Raw genomic sequence first — 25,200 nt, 5'->3', positions numbered from 1 at the left:
GATCAGGTTGCGAGACGGTATCTGCCCTGGTCAGGGTACGGGTAGACACGGCAGTGCTCGCGCGCAAGGTGGAAGCGCCAGTAGTCCTCGAGGTCACTGTTGCTGATGAGCGCGCGGAGTTTCAGGACGGCTTCGGCGCCGTCGAGACCCCATCGGGCGCCGGTGATGTCGAGGCGGTCGGGCGATCAGATGCCGGCAGGCGCCCTCGATCACGCCGGTCGCGATGGGCCAGCCTGCCGCGAGCGCACGGTCGTAGCGCAGGAACGCTTCCTTGCTGGCGAGGTAGCGGATGCAGACGTCTGCGCCATGCCGCTGAGCTGGCGTCAGCTCAGCGGCGCCGGCCTGGTCTCCGATCGATTCAGCTGCCTGCAGGGCACCGCTGGCCAGGATGGTGAGCGCGTGGGCGGCGGCCCGGTCCTCGGCGGCGGGATCACCACTGTGGTGGAAGGACCAGGCCGCCTGCCACAGGTATTCGAGAAGGGTGTGGCTCGCCGGTAGGGACTGCTTGAGCTGGGGAGACGCGCGGCGGTCTGGGGTATCGCCTGCTCTCCTACTCAAGGTTTCCTATCGAGTGCAGTTGGGCGAACTCGTCAGCGAGTATGCCCATCATGACGAGGTCGTGGTGCCGGCTGGCGAGGAACACGTGATCGCGGAGGCGGCCCTCCTCGACGAAACCGAGCCGGCGATGAAGCTCCAGCGATGCCTCGTTATGGGCGAAGACCCGCGCTTCGCACTTGTGACAGCGCCGCTCGGCGAACATGAAGCGCAACAGCAGCACCACAGCCTCTGCCGCGTAGCCTTTGCGGCGATGCTCGGCGCCGATCGTGACGCCGTACTCGAACCAGCCCATCCGTGGGTCAGCGTGATGCGAGCCGACAGCACCGACTATTTCCCCCGTGTCGACGGCTTCGATCGCCAGCTGGAAGCAGTCACCGTCAGGTTTGGCAGCGGACTGCTCCTTCACCCAGGCGCGACAGCCCTCGGCGGACCGGGGTGGGTGCAGTACGTCTCCCAGTCGCTCCTCGTCCTCAGCGAAGCGCATGAACGCGGTCCAGTCATCGGGCTCAATACCGCGCAGGCGTACCCGCTTGCCCGTCCAAAACGATGTCATCCCCTATTGGATCAAGGCCTGACATCTCGTGTCCATGCTTTCGGGAACCCTGGATAACCTGCGCTTCGGGACCGCAGATCCCCATGACTGAAAGATGGTGTGGATCAGGCCGTGGGGCGTATCCGTCCTGGTCAGGGGGTGGGTGGATGCGGCGGTGCTGGCGGGCGAGGTGAAAGCTCCGCCAGGGGTCGAGCTCCCTGCTGCTGATGAGCGCCGGAAGCGTCTTTCCGGGGCGCGGGCCGTGGGGCGTCCGGGCGCATGACGATGCCCTTGCCGTGCACCGAGAAAACCAGCAGCGTCTCGGCAGTGCACGGGGCGGGAGTCCGCGCGCGGTGGAAGGCGCCGATGTCCACCGCGGTGCCGATGACCAGGTCTGCGACCTGGTGGTTCCGATGGCGGGCCACCGCGGTCGTGGCGTCGAACGAGACCCGCACCGATTCCAGCACGGCCAGCCGCGCCGGCGCGTACGAGTGCGGCTGCGCCGGCAATGACAGGGCTGTGTCGCCGGGTAGATGGTGATGGTGCCGGGCCTCCGCCAGACGCCCCGGCGGACAGTCACGGCCCCGAAAGCGCCCGTTGCTGAGCCTGAGCACCCAGCCGCCCTGTGGTGAGCCCCGCCCCTGGTGCTCGCCAGGGTGCGGGACCGGCCGTCGGGCCGCTGTGCTCGGTGCGGGGCAGGCAGCGCGAGTGTCTTGTCAGGCGGCGGGTATGGCGAAGGCTCGTGCGGCGCGCTTGAGCAGTCGTGGATTGGTGAGTGTCCTGGGGTGAGCCTTCATGTGGAGGACATCCATGAAGGCCTGGTTCACGACCGGGTCGAAGATCGAGGCGACCATGACCTTGTCGCCTGCCCAGCGAAGGAGGCGGTACCCCGGCGGGTAGGGGCCGGTGACATGAGGCTGGGCGAGGTCGGCGGTCGAGGACAACTGCCAGGCGGCGTCGACGACTGCTCTGGCCCGCCTGAAGTACCCCCACATGCTGTCCTGGGGCCGGCCTCCGGCTTGGAGGTGGGCGGAGAGGCATGAGGCCTGCAAGGTGGCGAGGGTGAGGCCTTGGCCGTAGATGGGGTTCACCGAGGCGAGTGCGTCACCTATGGCCATCAGGCCTCGGGGGAGGCGGCCGAGGCTGGCGAAGTCACGCTTGATGCTTTCCCGGAAGTGGTAGGTCTTGACCTCGTCGTCCACCATGGCGCACTGGTTCGCGACCTCCTGCAGAGGGGGGACGCACCGGCGCATGCGGGTCAGGAACTGTTCGGGGTCACGGCTGGGGCGGTAGTCGGTGTAGCCGGCCAGGACGACGCTCCACCGGTTTCCCTCTACTGCCGTCAGGGCTCCCGGCTCGGTGATCGCGGGCCGGTAGCTGCTCGCCGGGCCTGGAGTGGCCTGCGCCATCTGGGTGCCGGGAAGCTCGTCACCGCGCTGGAAGAACGCCGTGGCATAGCCGAGGTCCACGCGCAGACGGTGCAAAGGGGGCTGTTCCCAGCCGTGGTGCTCCAGCCAGCTGCTCAGCCGGCTCGAGCGCCCCATGGCGTCGACCACCAGGTCGGCGGCGAGCTCCCCGTCGGGCGTGGCGGAGTGTCGGCCGTCGGATGCCGATGAAAAGCGTACGCCGCGGACCTGATCGCCGCTGATGATCAGGTCGCGTGCCTGAGCTGTCCTGAGCTCTACGTTGGGCAGCGCCGCAACTCGGCTTCGGAGATGGGCTTCGATGAACGGGCGTGTGGCGCCGATCATCTCGGTGTCGGGGACCGGGACCTTGAGGATGTTGTCGACGTAGAACTGGATGGCTGTGCCGGTCCCCAGTTGCGCGCCGTCCGCGATGAGCTCCTTGACGATGCCGGGGAACCAGCGCTCGAGCTGCATGTGCCCCATGGCGAGGAGGGCATGGAGCTGGGCCCGGTGGGGCGCTCCTGGGCCCAGTCCGTTCTCGGATATCTCGTCTTGTTCGAGGACGACGACTTCGTCGGCGTGGTCGCTCAGTACGCGAGCGGCCATTAAGCCGGCGAAGCTTCCACCCATGACAACTACTCGTCGCATGAAACCCCCACTCGGCGGATGTGGTGTCCGCATTGTCGTTAGCGCCGGAAGAACTCCGTTGGTCCTTTGCGGTGTTGGGACACTATCGCGGTGTCTTGGCCGGGCATCGCGCGGAGGCAGGCGGTGTGATGTTCGCGTGGTGTCCGGCTGAAGCGCTCGCTGGTCTGGTCCTGGTCAGGGCATGGCAGGCTCGGTCCCCTGCGTGCAGGCGTGCAGGGCCGCGGTCACCAGCGGGTGGTGCAGGGCCTGGGCCACGCGCAGCAGCCGGGCGCGTTCATCGGCGGCGGGTGTGTTCTCGCCGGGGATGGGGGCGGCCTCCTGCTCCGGTGGCGTGAGCCGGCCCGGTCGGCCTGCTGAGCTCGCTGCTTGCCGGGCGGCCTGCAAGCGTTCGGAGGCGAAGCAGAGGGCCGCGGCCGTCGCGATCGCTTCGATTTCGTGCGGGGGCAGGCACTTGCCGTCATTGCTCTGGAAGTCGCGGGCGTGCAGCGCGTGGACGGCTTCGACGGGGGCCTGGGATCCCCAGCGGCGGAGTGCCCGGATGCCGTCGAGGATTTCGATCACCCTGCGGTGCAGGTTGAAGCCGGCGTTCCACCCCAGGCGGTGGCTGCGGGCGCTGTGCTCGGAGAAGGCGAGTTCGTGATCGACGCCGGCTACCACCAGCTCCCACAGGGGCTGCAGTGCCCGGATGTCTCGCCATTCCTTGAGCCAGGCGCTTACTGCCGCGCCCGACAGCCCGTAGCTGGCGATCAGGGCTCCGGTCGCGCCGAAGGAGGATCCCAGGACGCCGACGGTGTCCAGGGCATGGCTGCCCAGTGCTGCGCAGAGGATGGCCGGGGCGTTGCACACCGCGTAGGCGAAGTAGAAGAGGTTGGCGACGCCGATGGCGCGGACGGCGTGCTGCAGGGTGGGGTCGTCCAGCGTCATCTTGTGGCAGTGGCGCCAGGCGCTGAGCGTGCCGCAGGTGAGCATGGTCAGGAAGATGGTGAGGAAGAGGAGAATCAGCGGGTCGTGGGCGAAGTTCGTGTTGAATTTGAGCGGATCGGCCGGGCCGCTGAGGTCGGCGGAGCAGAAGGCGACGGCCATGACGACGGCGGCTGCCACGTACGCGGTGCTCCATGCCGTGATGGTGCGGCGGACCTTTCCTGGTGTCTGCCGTAGTCGCGGATTCCACAGCAGGGCCAGCAGGTGGAGGTGGGCGAAGCAGGTGAGGATGCCGATGTAGACCGGCAGGGTTGCGAAGCTGGGCTGGCCGACGGCTTCTCCCAGAGCGCGGTAGCCGACGGGAGCTGCCGTCAGGTAGACCGCCACGCAGCACACGAAGGTCGTGGTGATCAGGACCAGTGTGGGGGTGGGGTCGCGCAGGGCGGCCAGTCCTTTCCAGCAGGCGATCACGCAGGTGATGAGGCAGATGGTCAGGTAGGCGATGTTTGAGGCGTGCTCAGACACCCGTTCTCCTGTGCGTAAGGGTTGAGGTGATGAGGCCGTCGGTGTTGCGGTCGCGGCGGAGTCGTAGGTGTCGCTGCAGCATGACGGTGGCGAACGCCTCGGCTCTGCGCTCGTGAGCGCTGTCGTAGTGCGATCGGGTCAGGACTTGAAGGACGGGGCCTGGTTTGAGCCCTGGGAGGAGCCGGCGGACGGCTTCCTCGGTCATGGGTTGGTCGTTGCCGTCGCCGCTGGGATGTTCCTCCCAGAGGTGGAAGAGCTCGTGAAGTTGTGCGTGGAGGCGTGTGAGCTCGGCCGCGTTCGCGTCGACGACGATGTGGTCACGGTCTCTGCCTCTGGCGCAGAACGCGGAGACCTCGGGTGGGAGGGGTACCGCGGTCACGGTGATGGGCTTGCCACGCTTCGTGGCGACCGCGTCCACGAGATCTTGTATGTCCCTGATGCCGGAGAGTCCGAGGTCTCGGTGGATGAGCCGGGTGATCGACCAGGTGGCGACGAGTATGGCGCATTGTTCCCGCAGGGCTCTCCAGAGGGAACCGGGCGGTTGGTTCGTATCTGCGCCCGGAGGCTTCCGCTCCGGTCCGGGTGATGGGTCGTCAGCCTGGCGTCGCCTGCTGAAGGGCTTGGACATGGTCGGTTGACTGGCCTATCTCCGTGCGATTCCGCAGCGACACATCGAGGAACATCTGTTCGTTCTGCGGCCGTAAACCTACCTGCCTGTGAATGGCTGACAACGCAACGTGCCGCATCGTGTCCGAATTTGCATATATGAGCTGTCGCGGGGTGAACGTGATGGCCGAGAAGAGACCTCGCGTCGGGGCCTCCTGGTCCCCGGCCGCAGCGGCGGGCGGTGTCGGCCACCCCCAGGACCGGAGTCAGGCAGTCCGGTTTGAGTTCGTGCGGAACTTGCCGCCTCGGCAGGGGCGATCGGTCCGGACGGACAGCCGCCATTGTCTGCGCATCCATCGGACGGGTTTGAGTACGAGTACTCACGACGCCGTGCACTCGCTCAGGAGAACGTGGCCTGGTGAGCACAACAGTCGAACTCAGAGGCGGGCGTGCCCTGGGCGCCGCCGGGCCGCCACTCCCTGCCCAGGCCCGCCTGCCCGGACTCCCTCTGCCGGGCCACAAGGCTTGCGCCACCTCTGCCGTCGGCCGCACCGCTGGTCGGCGAAGTGCGCGTCGTCTGCGCAGGCCGGCGACTGGTCCCCACATGTGGTCCCGGGAGCCGGAGCGTGTGGGCACTCGGCATCAGGCAGGTCGTGATGCACGCCGCCGGCGGCTGGTTCACGTTCGGCCTGAGAAGCGCCAAGTGGGATGCCCACCAGCTCTTTCCGCAGGGCGCCCGCCGCATGGGCGCGACCGGCGACAGACTGCTGCTCGCACAGTGTCCCGTTCACGGCACCGGACATCGCTCGCGCCACGACGGTCACCGCTCGTCGATGGTCGCTCAGACCTCGGCGGCCGAGGGCCGGGCGGGTTTTTCCTCCTCGGGGCGGGCCAGGCCCAGGAGGCCACGAAGCACCGGGAAGATACGCCTGCGGCTCTTGGTGGGCAGTGCCCGGATTTCCTCCGTGAGCTCACGGAGCTCAGGGTCCTCCCCGTCCCCCTCCGGCTCTGCCAGAGCGACGGTAAGAGCCGCGCGAAGCTCCCGGTCGAGCTTGCTGTCCTCACCGCTCGCTCCACTGCGCATGGCGAGACGGGTGATGCCCTGGCCTTTGAGCAGCGCGAGATGGGTGAGCTGCTCGTGGATGGGCTGCAGCGCCCGGCGAAGCGCTTGCCGGTCGGTGGCGGTGAAGAAGCCTGGCTGAACCGCGAAGAACCGCTCGAGCTTGCTGACGCCTGCCAGCCCGGGCATGCGCTGGCCGTTCAGCAGGAATCCGACCTGCCCTTTGGAGATGCCGGCTCCCTGGCCGATCTCGTCGAGGGTGTACTTCTTGCCATTGGGCTTGCGGCGGGTTTCCCTCAGGAAGACGAGGCGTCGCTGGAACGTCTGGCTGAGGTCTTCGGTGCCGGCTTCCTCTCCGGCGAGGAGGCCGCGTACGCGCTCGACGGTGAGTCCTGTGTCGTAGGAGATCTTGTCGAAGTCGATGACCTCGCGGCTGAGGCCGAGCACGTGCAGTAGCTCGTCGACCGATGCGATGCCCCTCTCGAGATCATCCGCATGAAACGCGTCGAGGGCGTCGGTCATGGCCGGGGTGCTCTCCTGGTTCGGGCGTAGGTGAAGTGCTCACATGCACAAGTTCGTCAGAGGTTATCCGGCGCTGGCCGCTCACGCCATGCTGCACATACACGATGGTGGCCCCGGAGTGAGGTAGACACGCCCATCTCTACAATTGTTGACATTGTGTCGCGGGCCCAGCATGATCCCGTACGTCGACAACCCTGTGTGGAGACGCTCTCCAGCGCCTCCACCGTCCGTGCCGCTGCGGGGGGCCAAAAGGTGATCAACGAGTCGTGCTGGGCGGGACGGTGTCTGACCTCCGTCGGCGCAACCACCGCTCCGCCTCGGACAGTCAGAGGCCAACCGCACACACCAGGAAACGTGCCACCAGCGCAATGCAGGGCAGCACCGAAGGCGGCCACCGCGCCGCACACGACCTGACACCCCGCACGACCGCTGGGCAAGAAGACGCTCACCCTGCCGACGAGTAGTCGGCAGGGCGAGAGAACGCCCGAACGGCCGCATCAAGGGGGGTAGCCGATGAGCAGCGACCGACGGAAGATCCAGCGTCCCTAAAGCGCCCGGGGTTCGATAACACCGCTCGCAGGGAGGCTGCGGCGATCGGACTCCTTCACCAGGGGGTACTCGGAATCGGTGTACGACTGCGCACCCACCTGCCCGCCGCTCACATGAACGTCCCGACCCGGCTGACGGCGGAAGAGGACAAGATTCCACCCAACCTACGCAGTGCTCTTCGCCACTCCCGCTCCCACGGCGGCTCGCATCCTGAGTCCCCGCAGCACCAGTGACTCCCGCCATCGCGCAGCCGCCGGCGGAGCCCCAGGCAGTCGGCTCTCACCCTCTGGTAACCACGCGGGCCGTGTAACGGCCTCACATCACTGGCACTTCTGCCAGCCGTAAGGCCCGTCTTCGCCTCCCGGCGCGACGAGCCTACTTCGCGCTACCCCGAAACGGATCGCCGTGCACTCTGCCCTGCCCTCGGCCCCCGCCCAGGGGAAGCCGGCAACTCTGTACCCAGAACAGTGGCTGGCCACGACCCCGGGGCGTATCGCCACCGACGGCTTCACCTGGATGCAGGCCGTCTGCTGGTTCACCTTCACCAGCGCCTACGCCTCCGACCGCGACCACGGGCCCCGCCGCGTAAGCGAGACAACCGTACGGATCGCGGCAGAGCTCACCCGCCTCAGCCCCTGCCGACCCGGCATCGCCTACCTCGTCCGCGTACTGAAGCTGTCCAAACGCACCATCCAGTACCACCTCGCCATCCTGCGAGAGACCGGCTTGCTCACCTACCGAGCCAAGGGAACCAGGGTGAGCGGCCAAGGCGGCCAGGCCAGCGAATTCGCCCGCACCATCCCACCGGCCTTCGACCGCGCCTTACACCTGCGGACAGGCACGTCCGACCCGTACATCCGCACCGTACGCGGGATCGAGGACGCCGGCCGGCCCCTGATGAAGCGCCTCGCGAAGATGGCACAGCGAGCCTTGAAACGCCCTCGCCGCCCCCGTAACTCCAAGCGGCGACAGAAGCCTGTGACGCCGGCCCCACGTTGCACCCCAATGGGGGGTACTTCCTCAAGTCGTTCGACTGCGGGTAGTTCTCCCCAACCCCCTGAGAGCAAGCTCGACGCGGGAAACAGGTCTGCTACGAGGTTGAAGAAGCCCAGGCCGGCCCGCAGGCTCAACGCGGTCGGCCGCCGTTACCAGCTCGCCCGAGATCTCATCCGGCAGGTGCCGTGGCTCCACCGCGCCTCCATACCCCGCATCGCGTGGATCGTCCGTGACGTCTCCGATACCGGATGGACCACCACCGAGGTCATAGCCGTGCTCGGCGTCCACTCCCCGGCCCGCGCCATCCACCGGCCTTCCGGATTTCTCGCCCACCGCCTCCTCGGTGCGCACCTGCTCTACGACACGCCTGCCAAGCGGGAGGCACTGGTCTGCTGGTGGCGCGAGTCGCGACAGGCAGAGACCGACCGCCACACCGAATGGGAGGGCACCTGGCAGACTCCGCGCAGTTACGCTGTCGCCCGTCTCGTCCGCCAGGCCATCACCAGGCTTCACCCGGGCCTGGTCGGCACCGAAGAACTGGCCGACGGCGACCAGCAGCCACTGCCCGACGACGACCTTCGCGAACACGTCCGGGCGGTTCGCCAGGCGTTCATGCTGGGGGATACAGGCCTGGTCACTTCCACCGTCGATTTCCTGGGCCGCGACGAGGCAGAGCGTCTCTATGGGGCCGAGATCGTTGCCAACGCTCTGTGCCTGGGGCGGACAAGTGGCCGCATGAGCTTGGGAATCCAGTGATGCACCGGAAGTGAGCCGACGACCGATGCCGAGGTACGAGGTCTCGAGCTGACGCCATGGCGGCCAGGGCGGATAGCGATGGCGCGATACATGTCGGTGAGGCGCCGACCACTCTTCACCTATCACGAGTGCTCCAGAGAAGCCCCTCACCGCGGCGGCCAGGGCTCATCTCGGGCGAGACGGAAACCAGGCTCAGCTGCGATCCTGTCGACAAGACGCAGGAACTTCTCCCGATCCGTGGTCGGCATGTAGTGACAGAACCGCACGACCTGCTCTGTGAGCTGCACGCGTGCCCTTCGTTGAGGCGGGATTCCACGGACACGGCGAAGGTCCCTGCCGGGAATATCGGCCGGACCCAGTAGGCCGGTGGCCGGTCCGCCGGAGGACTTCGAGGTCGGCGAGGAGATCACTGTCGTCGTCACGGACATTGGGGGTCGCCAAGGTCGACCGCCTGACCATCGGGGAGTACATCCCATGCGAGTTCGACCTCAGCAAGCGCGATGGCGAGCCGATACCCCCGCGCACGAAGCCGGATACCTGACGGCAACCAGGACCTTCTTCCGGGACTGCCGGATCGGGAGCGGATCCCAAGCGCTTCGATGCTCCGCAGCAGCCAGCTGACCTGCGGCAGCGCGGGCAACCTGAGCCTTCTATGCTCTACTCAACGCTTTGAGACGAAGGATCAGAAGGGGGGTCTCGTGCGACGCCTCTGGTCTGGATCGCGCTCTCGCGCGTGGGTGCTGGCAACGGGGTTGATGGTGTCCGTGACCGGATGCGGTGGAGGTGAGGCCGGTTCCCACGAGGGGACAAGTCCTGTGAGTGACGCGCGAGGCGAAAGCCGCCAGAGCGGTTCCGACACCGTGCTCGATGCCGAGGCCCTGAGAAAGGCTCTACCGGATCTTCAGAGCATGCCAGTGGGCTGGAAGTCGGGTCTGACGCAGCTCAAGGCCCGGGAAGTACCCCGGGAGAAGCGGTGCTCCAAGAACGGCGATGGCCCTGAGGGCTGCTGGTGGCACTGGAGTACCGGCACTGTGCAGTACAGGGCACCTGGCGATTCCGGCGCCGTGAACTGGGACCTGCTGGCGTGTCCCGGCCGGGAAGTGGCCAGTAGGGCATTCAAGAACCGCAAGAAAAATGGAGCAATCGGGGCCGCCGAGGTCTCCATGCAGAGAGCCGGCGACGAGAGCGTCGCCTACGCCGATCCCCGGGCCCCCTACGCCGGTCCGCGGATCACGATGACCGTCCGCGTGGGCACCGTCATCGCCGTCCTGACATACCAAGACTCGGACAAGGACCCGAACAGCGCCCAGGCGCTGGAGTCCCTGGCCCAGATGCAAGCAAAGCGCCTGCGCCAGGCAGAGCTGGGCCAGGTGCCGACCGCCAAAGCCGGCTGAACGTCCGTCCAACAGGCGGGGGCAGTGTGTCACTCGCCCCCCGTCATCATTCTTGCCTCGCCCACTGCCCAGGCTCGCTTTCTTGTGCGTGTCGCAGGGGGGACGGGGGCGTTGTGGGCTACGGCCGCAGCCCCTTTATGGCCGTGAGGGTGGCGTGGGCGGAGTTGTCGCTGCCGATGGGCTCCTTCGCGTTGACTAGCGTGGACGTCATCGCCGGCCGCAGCTACTTCCACGACATGCGCCGACTGCCGCCTGGGCACGTTCTCGTCTTGTCCGACCACGGTCACGCCCGACCGTCTCGGACCAGGCGATCGAGGAACTGGGACGGGCCGTTCGTACGGCGTTCATCTGCGACCACCTCGCTGACACCGAACTACGCCGCGAGATCCACGAGGGCCTGCATGTCGTGGAGAACTGGAACTCTGCGAACCACGACCTGTTCTACGACAAGGACGGCGACCTGACCGGCGACGACAAGGAGAGCAGCGAGGGGTTCGGCGGAACAGATATCGCCAAGCTGCGCGCAGTTCGCCATTGAGGCCGTCCGTATGAAGCAGCGCCCCACCGCAGACGAGGCCGGGGCGACGGCAGACCTGGCCGCGCGTTTCGGTGCGACGTTTGTATGAGGCGCCAGTGTGCCGCCTAATGGGTAGTCGTCTTCTCCCTAACCGTCAGAAAGCGGCTCTCCCGCTCAGTCGCCACATCGACCAGGCGGCGTCATGTCACTGGGGCATCCTGCAGGTCGAGGAACCCCTCGAGGGCCTGCCATAAGGTGATCGTGGGCGGCTGGCCAACTGGCGGCGTCGGTGGCACCAGGGCGGGTAGAAGCGCATAGCGGCCGAGCCTTTGGTTGCGCGCACGAAATCATCGCTCGTCTTATCCCCGTTGATCTGCAGACCACGTCGGAACTGAATCCGCCGATAGACCGCTTCGCGGCGAGGCGCGCTCCTCTTACTACACCTCTTTTGTTGAATTCAAAACAACTTCTCGTTGGCGGCCGGGCAATCCGGCCATTATTTTTTGCACAGCCGCCACCAAGGGTGGATTTCACGCCAGCGCGGCATGTTTCAGCCATATCGTCCTTTGTTCTCATAATGTGCTTCGCGTCACAGCTTCAAGATCATCTCGAGCTGTAAGGTTTCAATCACCGCCCGCAATCAGTGGGGGATATTTCTTGGTCGGCGTGTACCTGCCGTTGTTTAAGGAAGAAAGTTGATCAGAACCAAGCTCATTATTACGGGCGCTGCTGTTGCTGTCGGTGCCACGATCTTTGCTGCTACGGCGGCTTCTGCCGATCCCGTAGCATCTGCCTCTCAGGACGAGACCACCGCAATTGCTTTCCGGGAGGCCTCGGCCGAACCGGAAAAGGTTGTTGACGGCGAGGCGGCGCCGGCCGGGTGGGGGTCTTTCGCTACCAAGGCTGCTGGCGCTTTCGTTGGTAACGCCGCTTGGGAGGCTGCGAAGCAGGTTGACTGGGGCGCGCCCGCGCGCAAGGCCGGAAACAATACGAACTTCCGGCGAGGCGGTGCTGCTGCTCATCAGGAGACCAGCGGGAATGGCTTGTCCCGCGCCTTCGACTGACAGTAGTTGCATGAAAGTTTCTGTGCGGCGGGCGCCTCGATCTGGCCCGCCGCACAGGCATTACCCCCGGAAGGCAAGTAGCAGTGGATAGTTCGGATTCCCAGAGATCGTCGATCGTGCAGTGGAGCAGAACCAAACGATCGGTCTTCGTTGCAACCGGGGCCATGATGGTCCTGGTCCTGGCTTTTCATTTCTCGATGACGGCTCTTTACAACACCCCCTTTAATCCGATTAAAGAGAAGTATGGTGAGGAAATTAACTCCTATATGTCCCCGCATTTTAGTCAGGACTGGCATCTCTTCGCCCCGAATCCTGTCGACACGGACTCCGGAGTGCTCATCAGGGCGAAGAAGAAGGGCCCGGGGGGATCGGTTTTGGTGACCAAATGGTCCGATGTCACTTCGCCGAATCTCAAGAAGCTGTACGCGGAAAGATTGTGGCCTTCGAGGGCTACACGCGTCCCCAGTGGCGTGGTCCATCAGTTGGAGTCCTGGCAAGACCCGGAGCTTGAGAAGCTGCGGAGCAAGAAGGAGGACAGCGCCAACGGCACAGGCTCCAAGGCGCAGGAGCGAAAGGGTAGCGAGCCTCCGCTTTCCCAGGCTGAGGAGAAAGCCCGGGACGAGGCGATTCGATTCACTCAGGGGTTCGCCGGCACGGAAGCTGAGAAGCGGTGGGGCAAAGACATCGAATATGTGCAGGTAAGGATCGTTCGAAACGAGTATCCGCGATTTTCCCAGCGCTACTCACGGGAAACAAAGGGCAAGGTCTCCTACTACGATCTGGCTTGGATGAAGCCGGGTAAGGTCAAGCGGTGAACAGTAGCATCAGCGGCACGGGGGCCGGGGCCTCCCTGATCCTTGACGCCAAAACAAGGATCTACTCCTGGCTGGAATATTTCAGCGGTAGGCGGCATGGGCTTATCGGTGCTGCACTCGCGCGGGTTGTGCTCGGTGGCGTGGGCCTCTACTTTTATCTGCGGGATTACTTTGATCGCGATTTTCTCTGGGGTCCACAAGGCGTGTGGCCGTGGCGCAGTTTCATGGCGCCCGAGAACGAAGCCCTCTCTCTTTATTCTGTCGCAAAAACTGATGCCTGGTTCGAGCTCGTATTTCACGTCGGCATCATCGTCGCCCTGCTGTTTACGCTGGGCTGGAAGACGCGCATAACAACGGCTCTTCACTACGTATTTCTGTGGTCGTTGCAGCAGAGGAACCCGCTGATTCTGGACGGTGGAGACAATGTCACTGCCATAGTGCTAGTCTTCTTTATGTTTGTTGACTCAAGCGCATACTTGTCTCTTGATGCCCGCATGAAAAGGCGGAAGGGGGTGAGTTTCGAGAGTATATCGATGAGGAAGAGGGTTCCCTCTCTCCTGCACCATGCCGGCCTCCTTGCTGTAATTCTTCAAGTGTGCACCGTCTACCTGGTTTCGGGTATGTACAAAATACAGGGTGAGCGTTGGCAGAACGGCACAGCGCTTTACTACATCCTTCGCGTCGGTGAGTTCGGATGGCCGGGGGTAAATCGCTTTATTTATGAACATGCCACGCTCGTCGTCGCGGCCACGTATGCGACAGTGTTCTTCCAAATTGCATTCTCATTCCTCCTCCTGAAACGTTCACTGCGTCCCTTTGTTGTCGCCGGAGGGATTCTCTTGCATCTGGGCATCGGACTTTTTATGTCCGGCCTCGTGACGTTTTCTGCCACCATGATTGCCCTGGAGCTGGTCATCATGGGAGACGGTCACTACAAGCGGCTTGCCAACAGGGTCCGTAAGGCTTTGGGAAGCCGCAAAGACCTGGCGGCAACAGTTCAGGCTGAACCCGTTAAAACTTCCTGAAAAGGGTGACTAGTGTGTGGTCGGCTCGATCGCGGCAAAAGCAATGGTGGCTCCGCATTTTTGCCTCACTGGGCGTGTCGGCCTCAATCACCTTGGCAGCAGTCGCATTCCTCGCACCGCGTCCGGCGCACCTCGGTGGCAGGACTACAGGGGATCACCAGCTCGCTGAGCGCGTTCGTACGGCTGTAGGGGCTTCGCCGGGTTACCGCGGGCTTTCGGTCGCGTTCATCGACCGTGATCAAATCCGCCTTGCAGGCCTCGGGGACTCAGGTAATCCGGAACGACCGGAGGTCGACGAGTCCACGGTATTTGAGGCAGGCTCGCTCGGGAAGCCTATGACAGGGATGCTGCTCGCCGAGCTTTCAGAGCACGACCGTCTACTGCTTGACTCTCCGCTGGAGAGGCTCTTGCCCAGCATGCAATTCGATGACCCAGCACTGAAGTCGGTCACCCTCAGGGACCTGGCCAGCCACCGGTCCGGGCTGGACCAGATGCCGTCGAATATCGACATGTTCCTTCGCGATGCGAGCTCACGAATATTTGGCAATGATCCGTACCGGGGAATAACGGAGAAGGATATCTTTGCTGCGGCAGAAAATGCTGCTGCCAGCAGTGTCGGAAGATTCCAGTACTCTAACCTTGGTATGGCTCTTGCAGGCCACACCGCTGCCCGTGTCGCGGGAAAACCCTATGTCGAACTGCTGAAATATCATGTGCTTACACCATTGCAGATGAACAGCACCAAAATTGTGCAACGCGAGGCTGATATTCCAGCCAGAAGTGCGACGGGGCAGAAGGCTGCAGGCGCCACCATGCAGCACTGGCTCGCCTCGGGCTACTCACCAGCCGGCGACATCTGGACCACCAGCAAGGATATGGCTCTCTTGCTGAGGTCTGTGGCACTCGGCGTCGGCCCAGGTGCAGACGCGGCGACGCCGCGGTTCGAGGCCGGTCACGCCCGACGGATCGGTCTGGGCTGGTACACCACCTCCATGGAAGGTCGGGACATCACCTGGCACGATGGCGCTACCGGCGGCTTCACCTCCTACATGGGCTTCGACCGGAACAGCAAACAGGGTGTGGTGGTTCTGTCGAACACGGACCAGCCGGTAGTGGCGATCGGCCAACGGCTCCTGGGACTCACTCCAGACGGCCCGCAGCCACGCTCGCCCCGCACGGCCGTCACCCTGCTGTGCATCGCCGGCGCCGCCCTTCCCGCCCTCTACGTCATGCTCCTCAGGAGGCCCACGGCTCTCCACCGGACATACCTCATTTTGAGTCTTGCCTTCGGAACGACGCTCCTCGCGCTGGTACGCCGCCTCGGAGACTGGCTCACCGTTCCGCCCACATCCTGGGCTCTCGGATGCGGTCTACTCGCACTCGTTGCATGCCAATCGGCCACGAAACGAACCTCGACAGCCAGCCACCCGCATGCCCCCTCTCCACTCAAGACAGCGTTGCTCGGGAGCCGGTTCGCGATGCTTCTGCTTGCCTTCCTCCTGCTCGCCACCGTCGCTGTTCTCTAGGACAGCGGCGGTGGCGTTCCCCCCTGCTGCTCACAGCGCCGCCCGACTCCCGTCATCACGGCACATCACCCGAGCAGCGAAAACGTCTCAGGAGCCCCCTATGAGCCAAACAGACGTAGCGGTGGTAGGCACCGGTCCCAACGGCCTCGCCGCCGCAGCAACCCTGGCCCGCGCTGGACTCCGCATCGATCTTTACGAGGCCAAGGAGTCCATCGGCGGCGGCCTGCGCACCGAGTCCCTCTTCGACACAGACGTTGTGCACGATATCTGCGCAGCCGTACATCCCATGGCTGCGGCTTCCCGGTTCTTCCGCGAGTTCGACCTCTCCGCGCGCGGCGTGGAACTCCTGCAGCCCGAGATCAGCTACGCCCACCCCCTGGACGGCCGCCGCGCCGCTCTCGCGTTTCACGACCTGGACGCCACCTGTGAGCACCTAGGCCCAGACGGAGCCCGGTGGCGGGCCATGATGGAACCACTGATTCGTCACAGCACCGGCGTTGTCGACCTGTTTCTCTCCGGACAGCGCAGTATCCCCCGCGACCTCCTGGCTCCTCTGCTTCTGGCGCCCTGGGTCCTCGCCCACGGCAGCCCGCTCGCGCCCAGGCTGTTCCGTACAGAACAGGCACGTTCGTTGCTGACAGGCGTCGCCGCGCATGCCGTCGGGAGGTTGCCCAGCCTCGCCTCCGGCGCAGTCGCCCTCCTGCTGGGACACCTTGCGCACGGCACGGGCTGGCCCATACCGCAGGGCGGCAGCGCCCGCATCGCCCAAACACTGGCCGACGACATCACTGCACATGGCGGCAAGATTCACACCGGGCAACGCATCACCGATCTGAAGCAACTCGGCCACGCAAAGACCGTGCTGCTCGACACAAGCCCGAAGGGCTTTGTTCAGATCGCCGGCGACAGGCTACCCAGCCGCTATACGCGCAGCCTCGCGCGCTTTCGCTACGGGCCTGCTGCCGCCAAGGCCGACTTCCTCGTCACTGACCCGATCCCCTGGAGCGATCCCGAGGTCGCCAAGGCAGGAACAGTCCACCTCGGCGGCACACAACGCGAGATGTTCCTCCAGGAAACCCTCACCTCGAAAGGCGTCGCCACCACCGAGCCCTTCGTGCTCGTGGTCGACTCCATGGCGACCGACCCCGGACGAGGGCTGCCTGGAAAGCGCCCCGTATGGGCGTACGCGCATGTACCCAACGGCGACACGCGCGACCCGCTCGAGATCGTGCGCGCCCGCATCGAGCGCTACGCCCCCGGTTTTACCGACACAGTGATCGCCCAGCGCGGTATCACCGCCTCCGCGTACGAGTCGTACAACCCGAACTATGTCGGCGGGGACATCGGGTCCGGCGCCCTCACACTCACTCAGAGCATCTTGCGGCCTATACCTCAGATTGATCCCTATCGCACGCCCCTGCCTGGCGTATACCTGTGCTCCGCTTCCACACCGCCCGGTCCCAGCGTGCACGGCATGTCCGGCTACCTCGCCGCCCTCTCTGCGCTGCGCCACGAGTACGGAATCCGCACGTCTCCGTCCCTCTCACCGCGCTCCCCTGCTTCCAGGCCATTCAGCGACAAAACCGAACCAGCACTCTGAAAGGAATACTGTGATTGCAGTGGGTTTCCTGTATGCAGTTATTCCTGGGGCTGACCCGACTGTGCAATAGTTTCACTTGGCGGATTCGGGTTTTCCGACCAGCCGATGCGGGCTCCCTTCAGGCCGGCGACGTCCCGGACCTGCGGGGGTGCTGCCTATCCGGCGGGCAGCCTCAGTACGACGGCCGGCTTCGATCCCAGGTTGCCCAGCACGGTGTCGACGACGAACCTATGCGCGCCACCGCCCGGGTGCCAGGCAGTGATCCGCAAGCTCTTCGGGACCGGGGCGACGGACACGCGGTCGGCGAGGTCCAGGCGGATGCGCGGCTCGTCGGAGACCTCGTCGGTCGGTCTTGTAACTGGTTGGTCTCGGGGAACAGCACATCGAGGTGCACCTTCGCCTGCGGATGCGCGCGCAGCCAGGTGCCTAGCGGCCGGTCCGCGCCGAGCACCACCGCCCAGTGCACTTCCAAACCCTCGGCGGCCGCCCGCCACAGCGGCGGCAAGCATCCGGCCGATGGCGCCTCGAGCCGAGCGACGTCTTCGGGCGCGAGCGCTGTCATCCCGGTGGCCACCGCTGCTACACGCTGGATCGACGACGCCGAGGCCGGCGCCCGCTGGCAGCAGCTCGTCCAGGACCGGCGAAGCCTGTTCGGAGCTGCCGAGTAGGGCGCCGTACGGCGACCAAGAACAAAAGGCCCGCACACCAGGAGGCGTGCGAGCCAAAGAAAAGAGGGGCAGTGGCCAGTGGCGAGTGCCCCTTCAAGTCTGTACGAAGAGTAGCACCGGGAGCCGTCGGCGTAGTTGTGCCTGGTCAGGTGTGGGGCGCGTAAGGGTCGGCGTAGGGCTCGACGGCCTGCCGGATCTGGTCCTGCGCGCTCGCCATGCGAGGGCCTGGGGCGTAGTAGCGGGAGCGGGCCTGGCCCTGGGCTTCGAGCCAGCCGAGGCGGACCAGTTCGCGGATGTCGCGGATGGCCTGCTGCTCGGACAGGTCGGCGTCGGCCTGGTAGACCGTGCGGCGCACCTTCGATCCCCAGAAGGCCGGCAGCAGTGCGTAGACCACGCGCTCGTCCAGTCCGTCATGCTCGGCGGCTTCGCCGAGGTGGATCCAGGCGCGGGAGAGCAGGTCGGTGCGGCGCTGTGCCTGCTGGGCCTGGCGATGGTGGGCTTCGAGGCAGAAGCGGATCCACGGGTGGGTGTCGCGGTCGGGGGTCCAGGCGGGGCCGCCGACCTGTTGCAGGACGCGGTAGTAGGCGTAGGTGTTTTGGGCGCGGCCGAGCCATTCCTCGATGGAGGAGAACTCCGGCGGCAGCAGGCTCGTCGATTCCCGGGCGAAGACGAGGGTGGACACGGCGCGGGACATGCGCCCGTTGCCGTCCTTCCACGGGTGGATGTTCACCAGGTTCAGGTGCGCCATGGAGGCTCGTACGTGGACCGGGGCGTCGAGGTCACCGGTGTTGAGCCAGTCGATCAGCTCCCCCGTCAGGGCGGGCACGTCCTCGAAGTCCGGCGCGGTGTAGGCCGGGACCAGGGGGTCGTCGGGGCTGGTGACGAAGACCGGGCCGTCGCGCCAGCGGCCCGGGCGCTTGTCGAGGTGGTGGCCCTGCAGCATGAAGTGCAGACCGTTGAGCAGTCCGACGTCGTAGCGGAATCCCTCCCCGGCGTCGGCGAGGGCCTGGATGTAGGTCATCGCCCGCTGGTAGCCCTCCAGCTCCACCCGGGTCCGCTCCGCCGTCTCCAGCGGCTCCTCCCCCGCCATCAACGCCTCGACATCATCGACGGTGGCGGCATAGCCCTCGATGGTGTTCGACCCGGCGATCGCGCGAGCCGTGAGGTTGCGCCGCAGCTGACCGGACCAGCGAGGCTGCGCCCGCAGCTGGTGGCGCAGGCGCATCCGCATCTGCTCGATCTCTTCGAGCACATGGTGGTCGTCGGCGTCCAGAGCTGGAGTCTTGTACAGCATGACCAAATGCCATCATGACAGGATGATCCTGTCAAGCTTGTGTGTCTTTTCGATGCGAGTCCGGGGTCGCCTGGCGCGGGTCTGCATGATCAAAGTCGATGTGAATCGAGGACGCTGGGTGGCGCGGTTTGATGCCTGCCTTCCCAGCGCAGGGCAGGGCTGCACCCCCTCACCTGGCCGAATCGGCCGGTGAAGGCGGCCGCCGAGATGTCATCTCTGATGAATCCCAGGATCGACCGGGTCGATAGGCTGGCGGGACAGTATCCGTCAGCCTTACGCATCTCGCCTTCGCCACGCATCAGGGTCGGCTCCCCGCCAGTATTGCTGTTGCGCCTCGGTTGCATGACTCACCAGCCAACCGTGTAGAGCTTCGATGTCACGCGCCATCTCGGTTTCTGACGGAACGAGCATGGACTGGAACGTAGTGTCGTACCACCAGGAGAACGTGTCGCCAAACAGGCGTGCTGCGTACTCCTCATGGAGGGCGCCAAGCTCGATCGCCAACCAGAGCCGCTGGAAAAAGTAGATGACCTGGCGGAGGTCAGACATCGCCGGGGCGCCCAACAGATCCCGCAGTTCCCGGTAGTCCTTGTCCGCATGCTGCTCGACCAGTTCAGCTGGGGCGAACCGGGCGCGCATCATCTCCGCCCCGTGCAGTTCCCGGTGCAGGTCAAAGGTGGCGATCAGCCGGCGCTGCCTGTCAGCTGATCGCTGTGTCAGGGACGCGCCCGCGAAAACGCCGACGAGTGTCGCGACGACGCCAATGATCGTTTCCATCACTGGTAGACCCTCGTTAGCTCGCCTGAGTGCAGAATGCGCGGCACCGTCCCCGGGAGCGAGCCCGGCGCAGCTACGTCGTCTGGGAGTCGCCGCCATTAGGCGGTCAACGACGCCGTCGCCCGTGGCCGGGCAGGCCGGCCGGGATCGCATACACGCTGGAGCCGCCGCTGCTGGGGAGCGGCTCCGCCCGCCACCCTTGGGTCGGCGCGGGTGGCACCATGCGCAGCAGCCCCTTCACGGCAGGGCGGGGAGCGGCTGTCGTTACCGGCTCTCCGGACAGGGGACAGCGCTGCCCTTCCGGCGTGGGGTGCTGGGCGAGCGTGTCTTTGTGAGTGATCCGGGCCCAGGTTCCGCAGGCGCACTCGTAGCTGTTCGTCAGTTCTTTGCCGGTCAGGACCACTTCTCGGGACTTCGGACAGATGCCGGGGCGCCCCGGCGCCGGGTGCTCGAAGAGGCGACCGCTGCGCAGGGTGGGCCTCCCCTCTCGTCCTGGCCTCCATTCTCGCCGACCGGGGCCGCCTACGCCGGGGTTCGTGGCAGGTGGGCGCCGGCGCGTGGCAATGCTGCGGGCCTCGTCCGCCCACCCGACCGGCGGACCGTGACGGGTGACGCGGCGGAAGCCGAGGCGGGGGTCGGCGACGTCGATCCGGCCGTGGCACCGGTCGATCTGCTGACGCGCGTTGTCTGCCGGTTCCTGGTCACCCTCGCCGAAGGACGAGTCCATTTCCGGACCGACCGCCCACGATCGCATTCAGGGCGCCGTTAAGATCGGCGGTGACCTGGTCGGAGTGGGCCTTGAAGGCGTCGAAACCCTGCCTTCCCGAGCCGTTGAACTTCCCCTCCAACGGCCACGCCGCCGCGATCACTCGTCCAGCCCCAGGCGACGACGGGCACGGCGGGCAATGGACAGAGCGCGGTCCATCTCGGCCTGAGCGGGCCAGCCGTCCTCCGGGTGGGCGCAGCGGTTGCGTACCAGCCGCAGGTGTTCGAGGTCGCGAAGCGCGAGGCCCGTGTGCTGGACGAGATACGTGACGCACCGCTCCGGGCGGGCATGACGCTGCAGGACCCCCCAGGCGTACAGGAGTTCATGAAGTCCCTGGGGCGAGTGAAAAGTGAGGGTCACGGCAGCTCCGGACGCAACGAGGCCGAGGCACGAACGGGGCCCGGCCGATCGGGTGGGATGCCTTGAGTTCAAGGCCCGGCGCCGTGATTCGCCGCTGGTCTGAAGGTGGTTGAAGGACTTTGAAGGGCGTTGAAGAGGACTGAAGCCCGTTGAACGGATGCCGCCTCTGGTCCGGGCGGCCCGGTCTAGGCTGCGCTCCACCGAACGCCCGGGGAAGGGGCGGAGGAGTGCGGGAGGGGTACGGGCGTGGTCGACATCGAGGACGCGGCGGCGCAGGAGGACGCGGTGCAGGAGCTCGCGCGGTACATGCGCGAGCTGCTGGTGACGCACGGATCGCCCAGCTACAGGGACATCATCAAGCGGGTCCGTAAGAACGACCAGTCCTCGTCGCTGTCCCAGGGCACCTTGACGCACCTCTTCAAGGGCCGCGGCTTCTCACGCCGCGAGAACGTCGAGGCCGTCGCCCGGGCGCTCGGCGGCCAGGCGGCCGCGACCGAAGCACTGCGGCTGTGGGACGCGGCGCGCAGGCAGCGCAACGAGGCCGAGGCCGCCGGACGCACGGTGAAAACGGCGAGAACGGCGAGAACGGAGACAGAAGAGGCCCCGGACGACGCGGCGCCGGCCGGGGGCCCCGTCGCCGGTCGGCGCCGGCTCGCCCCCTGGGGGGTGGCCACCGCCGCCGCGGCCACATTGCTGGCCGCGGGCTGCGGCGTCTGGCTGCTGACCGATCACCAGGCCCCGGCCGGGGCCGCCGACGGCCGTACCGGTGCCTCGGCGGCGCCGTCCGCCGGGCACGGACCCGCGCCCCTGTCCTCGGCAGACGGCACGTCGCCGGACGGGCCGGTCTGGACAGGCAAGCCGCCGCTGGCCGTGCGCGCCGCATGGTCCGACGGCGAGTGCCCGACGATCTGGTACGACGGCCCGCCGGAGCAGTACTTCACCGCGTGGAAGAACCACACGAAGGACGCGACGGCGACGGAGCTGGTCAGTGACCAGTACAGTCCGCCCGTGGACATGACGGTGCAGGGTCGTACCGAGGAGTCGGTGCTTCTTACGGGCATGGAGGTCACGGTCCTGCGCAGCGCTGCCCCGCCGACCCGCGGCGTCGTCATCAACACCGCGTTCGGCTGTGGCGCGGCGCAGCCCCAGAGGTCGTTCACCGCGGACTTCGCTCGCCGGCCGGTGAAGGTGACCGCGGACGCCGGCCAAGACAACGACGGCAAGGCGATCCCGCCGGTGCGCTTCCCCTTCAAGGTCAGCCTCACCGACCCCGAGGACTTCCTCGTCAATGCGAAGAACGTCACCGGCGACTGCGCGTTCGCGATCGTCCTGCACTGGGTCGCCGACGGCAAGGCCGGCACCACGACGCTGAACAACGGCGGCAAGGGCTTCCGCCTCATCAAGGCGAGCTCACTGCCGGCCTACCGGTTCAACGGGGACATGGAACGGCCCGCCCTCGAACGCGTCTCGTCCTCCTGACGAAGTACCGCCGCGCGTTTCCCACCACGCCGAGCGTGCGTGTCGTGCGGCAAGCGAGCCTCGTTGAGGCGATGAAAGCATTCAAAGCGATCGTTCGCTGCCAAGAGCGGGGCCCGGCTGGTACCTGCTGGCCGACTCCGACGAGCTCCACACCTACCCCGCCTCACTGCCCGAGGTGATCGCCACGGCGGAGGAAGCGGGGCGGCAGGTGGTGGGCGGGCTGATGCTCGACCGCGTCGCCCCGGACGACCGCCTGGCCCACTGGCGGCTGGTCGAGGCCGCAGGCGGCCGGTGGCGGCTGGTCTATCTACCAGTCGACCGCGGTGAACTCCTGCGGCGCCTGGCCGACCGGAACCAGCGCGCGGACGCCAACGCCCTCATCGTGACCGCCGCCGCGCTGGACGACTTCTTCGCCCGCTTCGAACCCCCGGCCCCCCACGAGCAGGCGATCACCCACGCCGGCGACCCGGCCGCGACCTGCGCCGCCGTCCTGGACGCCGAGCGGGAGCCGGAGCAGGACGGGCGGCCCGGCATACGCTGAGGGCATGGCCGGTCGAGTACGCCGGTGCCAGTGGGCCGGGAACCGATTCGGGCGGCTGCCCGGCCCTGCCCGCAGCCCTCGCATGGCATGGCCTAACGGACCGCATCGGCGGTGGCCGCGGCCGCGTGGGCTGTTCGCTCCCACTCCCGGGCGACGGCGCATGCCAGTCGGTGATCGATGTCGGAAAGCCGTATGTGGGAGAACCGCACGTACGGCTTGAAGCGGCGGGGACTGGAAACGGAGCGGAAGCCACCGCGCCAGTCCCCGAACCTACTCACGGGTGGACGCTCAGGTGCGTGAAGGCGATCGTGTGCTTGATGCCGTCGGCGAGCACGCAGTCGGTCGGCAGGCCGGCGGGCAGCGTGTGGATGGTCTTCTCGGCGACCGACCCCTTGCCGCGTCCGGCGACGACCACGCCGTCGAGCACCGCGGTGTTGACGCCCACGAGCCGGACGGAGGGACCGGAGCGGTACGCGATGACGGTCGTGCCGCCGTCCGCGTAGTGCAGGGTCTCCTCCGACCGGTTCCCGGCGAGGAGCAGGCAACTGCCTCCGGTGGTGCCCTCGGTGTGGTACGTGGCCGTGACCAGGTGGCCCGGGCCGTCCGCGCAGTGGTACGTGCCGTCGACGCTGACGGTCGAGGGGCTGCTGGAGAGGCCGAGCCCGGGGGTGTAGGTGATGTCCTCCCGGCCCGAGCAGTCCACGGCATGACCATGGCCATGGCCACCATCATGGGCCTGGGCCGCCGGTGCTCCGGCGCTCGCAGCGACCAGGGCGAGGGAGGACAGAGCGATCCCGGCGCCACGCTTGCCGACCATGGGTACTCCTTCGTTTCCTGCACGTGCGCCGGCCACGGCGCGGCTGACGGCCACTTGGCTACCCCGCGCGCCCGGGGTTCCATCGCCTTCCCCTGGCCTCCGAAAGCACCGCAGACCCTCCACGCCGCATGACGCGCTCTCACGCCCGGCTTCACGCCCTGCCGGACGGGCCGGGCCCGCGTCACCGTGGGCTGTCCCGTACCGAGCAGACGCGGTCGCCGGCGCGACCGCCCTTGGGAGGCCTGATGAGCGACATGAGCCCGGTGGCTCCCCGGGTGGCCTCCGTGGCGGTGTCAGCGCCCCCGCACCGGCACCGTCAGGGGGACATCGCCACCGTGTTCGCCGAGGCGTTCCTCTCCGCCGATGCGGTCGTGCGCCGGCAGTTCACCGGCATCGCCGCGCACACGGGCATCGCGTACCGCAACCTGTCCCTGCCCCTGGCCGAGTACCGCCGGCCGCGCACGTTCACCGAGTACAACGAGACGTGGACCGCCACCGCCCGCCGGGTCGGCCTCGACGCCCTCGAACAGGCCCTGGCCGCGGCGGGCGTGCGGCCCGGCGAGGTCGGGGCCGTCATCACCACGACCACCACCGGGGTCTGCGTCCCGTCCTTCGACGCCGAGCTCATCCAGCGGGCCGGCCTGCCCGCTCACGTGGCCCGCATGCCGCTGCTCGGTCTCGGCTGCGCGGGAGGTGCCGCCGGTCTGTCGCGGGTGCACGACTACCTGAGGGGCCGGCCCGACGACGTGGCCGTGCTGGTCTCCGTCGAGCTGTGTTCGCTGAACTTCCAGTACGCGGACACGTCCGTCGCCAACCTCGTCGCCACCAGCCTGTTCGGCGACGCGGCCGCCGCCGTCGTGGTCCTCGGCGCCCGCCGGGCCCGGGAGGCGGCAGGCCCGGCGCTGGTGGCGGCCCGCAGCCGACTGCATCCGGGGACCGAGCACCTCATGGGCATGCGCGTGGGCAACGGCGGCTTCGCCGCCTTCCTCTCCCCCGAGGTCCCCGGCTTCGCCGAGAAGCACCTCCCCGGCGAGGTCCACGACTTCCTCGCGGGCCACGGGCTGAGCACGCAGGACGTCGCCGCCTGGGTCTGCCACCCCGGCGGCCCGAAGATCATGGAGGCCCTGGACCGCGGCCTCGCTCTGCCGCCCGGGGCGCTCGCGCGTTCCCGGGACTCGCTGGCCGAGTACGGCAACGTGTCCTCCGCCTCGGTGCTCGACGTCCTCCGCAGGACCCTCGCCGCACCGCCCGCCACGGGCTCCGCCGGCCTCCTCCTCGCCCTTGGGCCGGGCCTCACGAGCGAACTGCTGCTCCTGTCCTGGTGACGGGTACCAGGTTGAAGGGCGCGGCCCGGAACGGGCCGCGCGGGTCCCGGCTCACCGAGTAGCGTCGGTTCCCTCACGAAGGAGGCCGTCACCGTGACTGCGCCGTCCGCCGAACACCGCCCCATGCCTGAACCACCGCCCATGCGCACCCTG

Annotated in this window: 19 protein-coding genes and 3 pseudogenes; 11 read left to right on the top strand and 11 right to left on the bottom strand. The window is 66.8% G+C overall.

Translation table 11 applies throughout. From position 1 onward, the window contains the following. Positions 1-89: 89 nt before the first annotated feature. The 6 genes and pseudogenes from AB4K12_RS28145 to AB4K12_RS28120 form a co-directional block, all read right to left on the bottom strand. Positions 90-261, bottom strand: a pseudogene (locus tag AB4K12_RS28145) (ISKra4 family transposase); the annotation flags it as partial. 289 nt (positions 262-550) lie between these two features. Next, positions 551-1,111, bottom strand: coding sequence for a GNAT family N-acetyltransferase (locus AB4K12_RS28140; RefSeq protein WP_368437264.1), 561 nt, complete (start codon positions 1,109-1,111; stop codon positions 551-553). 695 nt (positions 1,112-1,806) lie between these two features. Continuing rightward, entirely contained in the window at positions 1,807-3,102 is a 1,296-nt protein-coding gene (locus tag AB4K12_RS28135; RefSeq protein WP_368437262.1) for an NAD(P)/FAD-dependent oxidoreductase, read from the bottom strand. A gap of 216 nt (positions 3,103-3,318) precedes the next feature. Next, on the bottom strand, positions 3,319-4,590 hold the full coding sequence (locus AB4K12_RS28130; RefSeq protein WP_368437261.1) for an MAB_1171c family putative transporter: 1,272 nt from the start codon (positions 4,588-4,590) through the stop codon (positions 3,319-3,321). Beyond that, complete coding sequence (locus tag AB4K12_RS28125) at positions 4,583-5,218, bottom strand: hypothetical protein (RefSeq protein WP_368437259.1); 636 nt, start codon at positions 5,216-5,218, stop codon at positions 4,583-4,585. Before AB4K12_RS28125 ends, AB4K12_RS28130 begins: the two co-directional genes overlap by 8 nt. An 819-nt stretch (positions 5,219-6,037) precedes the next feature. Continuing rightward, on the bottom strand, positions 6,038-6,778 hold the full coding sequence (locus tag AB4K12_RS28120; protein WP_368437258.1) for a helix-turn-helix domain-containing protein: 741 nt from the start codon (positions 6,776-6,778) through the stop codon (positions 6,038-6,040). Positions 6,779-7,732: 954 nt separating this feature from the next. Between AB4K12_RS28120 and AB4K12_RS28115 the strand changes: the two genes are divergently transcribed. The 8 genes and pseudogenes from AB4K12_RS28115 to AB4K12_RS28080 all read left to right on the top strand — a co-directional run bounded on the left by AB4K12_RS28115 (position 7,733) and on the right by AB4K12_RS28080 (position 17,020). Beyond that, a complete protein-coding gene (locus AB4K12_RS28115) occupies positions 7,733-9,079 on the top strand; it encodes a winged helix-turn-helix domain-containing protein (RefSeq protein WP_368437256.1) in 1,347 nt (448 codons plus the stop codon). Between the two features lie 815 nt (positions 9,080-9,894). Next, complete coding sequence (locus tag AB4K12_RS28110) at positions 9,895-10,473, top strand: hypothetical protein (protein ID WP_368437254.1); 579 nt, start codon at positions 9,895-9,897, stop codon at positions 10,471-10,473. Positions 10,474-10,765: 292 nt separating this feature from the next. Further along, positions 10,766-11,011: pseudogene (locus AB4K12_RS28105) on the top strand (Tn3 family transposase); the annotation flags it as partial. Between the two features lie 674 nt (positions 11,012-11,685). After that, complete coding sequence (locus tag AB4K12_RS28100) at positions 11,686-12,054, top strand: hypothetical protein (RefSeq protein ID WP_368437252.1); 369 nt, start codon at positions 11,686-11,688, stop codon at positions 12,052-12,054. Between the two features lie 164 nt (positions 12,055-12,218). Further along, the gene (locus tag AB4K12_RS28095) at positions 12,219-12,869 is read left to right on the top strand and encodes a DUF5819 family protein (RefSeq protein WP_368437250.1); all 651 of its coding nucleotides are present in this window, start codon (positions 12,219-12,221) and stop codon (positions 12,867-12,869) included. Next, on the top strand, positions 12,866-13,894 hold the full coding sequence (locus AB4K12_RS28090) for an HTTM domain-containing protein (RefSeq protein WP_368437248.1): 1,029 nt from the start codon (positions 12,866-12,868) through the stop codon (positions 13,892-13,894). Before AB4K12_RS28095 ends, AB4K12_RS28090 begins: the two co-directional genes overlap by 4 nt. A 5-nt stretch (positions 13,895-13,899) precedes the next feature. Beyond that, positions 13,900-15,420 carry a serine hydrolase domain-containing protein gene (locus tag AB4K12_RS28085; RefSeq protein ID WP_368437247.1) on the top strand — a complete coding sequence of 507 codons (1,521 nt, stop codon included), beginning with the start codon at positions 13,900-13,902 and terminating at the stop codon, positions 15,418-15,420. Further along, the gene (locus tag AB4K12_RS28080) at positions 15,326-17,020 is read left to right on the top strand and encodes a phytoene desaturase family protein (protein WP_368437245.1); all 1,695 of its coding nucleotides are present in this window, start codon (positions 15,326-15,328) and stop codon (positions 17,018-17,020) included. Before AB4K12_RS28085 ends, AB4K12_RS28080 begins: the two co-directional genes overlap by 95 nt. Positions 17,021-17,833: 813 nt before the next feature. Here the strand turns inward: AB4K12_RS28080 and AB4K12_RS28075 are convergent. The 4 genes and pseudogenes from AB4K12_RS28075 to AB4K12_RS28060 all read right to left on the bottom strand — a co-directional run bounded on the left by AB4K12_RS28075 (position 17,834) and on the right by AB4K12_RS28060 (position 20,885). Next, positions 17,834-18,982, bottom strand: coding sequence for a Fic family protein (locus tag AB4K12_RS28075; RefSeq protein WP_368437243.1), 1,149 nt, complete (start codon positions 18,980-18,982; stop codon positions 17,834-17,836). Positions 18,983-19,255: 273 nt separating this feature from the next. Further along, complete coding sequence (locus tag AB4K12_RS28070; protein ID WP_368437241.1) at positions 19,256-19,759, bottom strand: hypothetical protein; 504 nt, start codon at positions 19,757-19,759, stop codon at positions 19,256-19,258. 667 nt (positions 19,760-20,426) lie between these two features. Next, positions 20,427-20,631 (bottom strand): annotated as a pseudogene (locus tag AB4K12_RS28065) (hypothetical protein); the annotation flags it as partial. Then, positions 20,625-20,885 carry a hypothetical protein gene (locus tag AB4K12_RS28060; RefSeq protein WP_207248862.1) on the bottom strand — a complete coding sequence of 87 codons (261 nt, stop codon included), beginning with the start codon at positions 20,883-20,885 and terminating at the stop codon, positions 20,625-20,627. The gene AB4K12_RS28060 and the pseudogene AB4K12_RS28065, both read right to left, overlap by 7 nt. 246 nt (positions 20,886-21,131) lie before the next feature. Between AB4K12_RS28060 and AB4K12_RS28055 the strand changes: the two genes are divergently transcribed. Both AB4K12_RS28055 and AB4K12_RS28050 read left to right on the top strand, forming a co-directional pair. Then, positions 21,132-22,364, top strand: a complete 1,233-nt coding sequence (locus tag AB4K12_RS28055; protein ID WP_368437239.1) for a hypothetical protein — start codon at positions 21,132-21,134, stop codon at positions 22,362-22,364. Positions 22,365-22,539: 175 nt separating this feature from the next. Further along, the gene (locus AB4K12_RS28050) at positions 22,540-22,905 is read left to right on the top strand and encodes a hypothetical protein (protein WP_368437237.1); all 366 of its coding nucleotides are present in this window, start codon (positions 22,540-22,542) and stop codon (positions 22,903-22,905) included. Positions 22,906-23,179: 274 nt separating this feature from the next. Here AB4K12_RS28050 and AB4K12_RS28045 read toward each other — a convergent pair whose 3' ends face one another. Beyond that, positions 23,180-23,722 carry a hypothetical protein gene (locus AB4K12_RS28045; RefSeq protein ID WP_368437235.1) on the bottom strand — a complete coding sequence of 181 codons (543 nt, stop codon included), beginning with the start codon at positions 23,720-23,722 and terminating at the stop codon, positions 23,180-23,182. 245 nt (positions 23,723-23,967) lie between these two features. Here AB4K12_RS28045 and AB4K12_RS28040 point away from each other — a divergent pair, with 245 nt between their 5' ends. Continuing rightward, positions 23,968-25,047, top strand: coding sequence for a type III polyketide synthase (locus AB4K12_RS28040; RefSeq protein ID WP_368437233.1), 1,080 nt, complete (start codon positions 23,968-23,970; stop codon positions 25,045-25,047). Positions 25,048-25,200 lie beyond the last annotated feature (153 nt).

This window comes from Streptomyces sp. C36 (assembly GCF_040932295.1).
GTDB classification, from domain to species: domain Bacteria; phylum Actinomycetota; class Actinomycetes; order Streptomycetales; family Streptomycetaceae; genus Streptomyces; species Streptomyces triculaminicus.
Note: the sequence above shows the minus strand (reverse complement) of the source record. Positions and strands in the feature narration are given on the sequence as shown.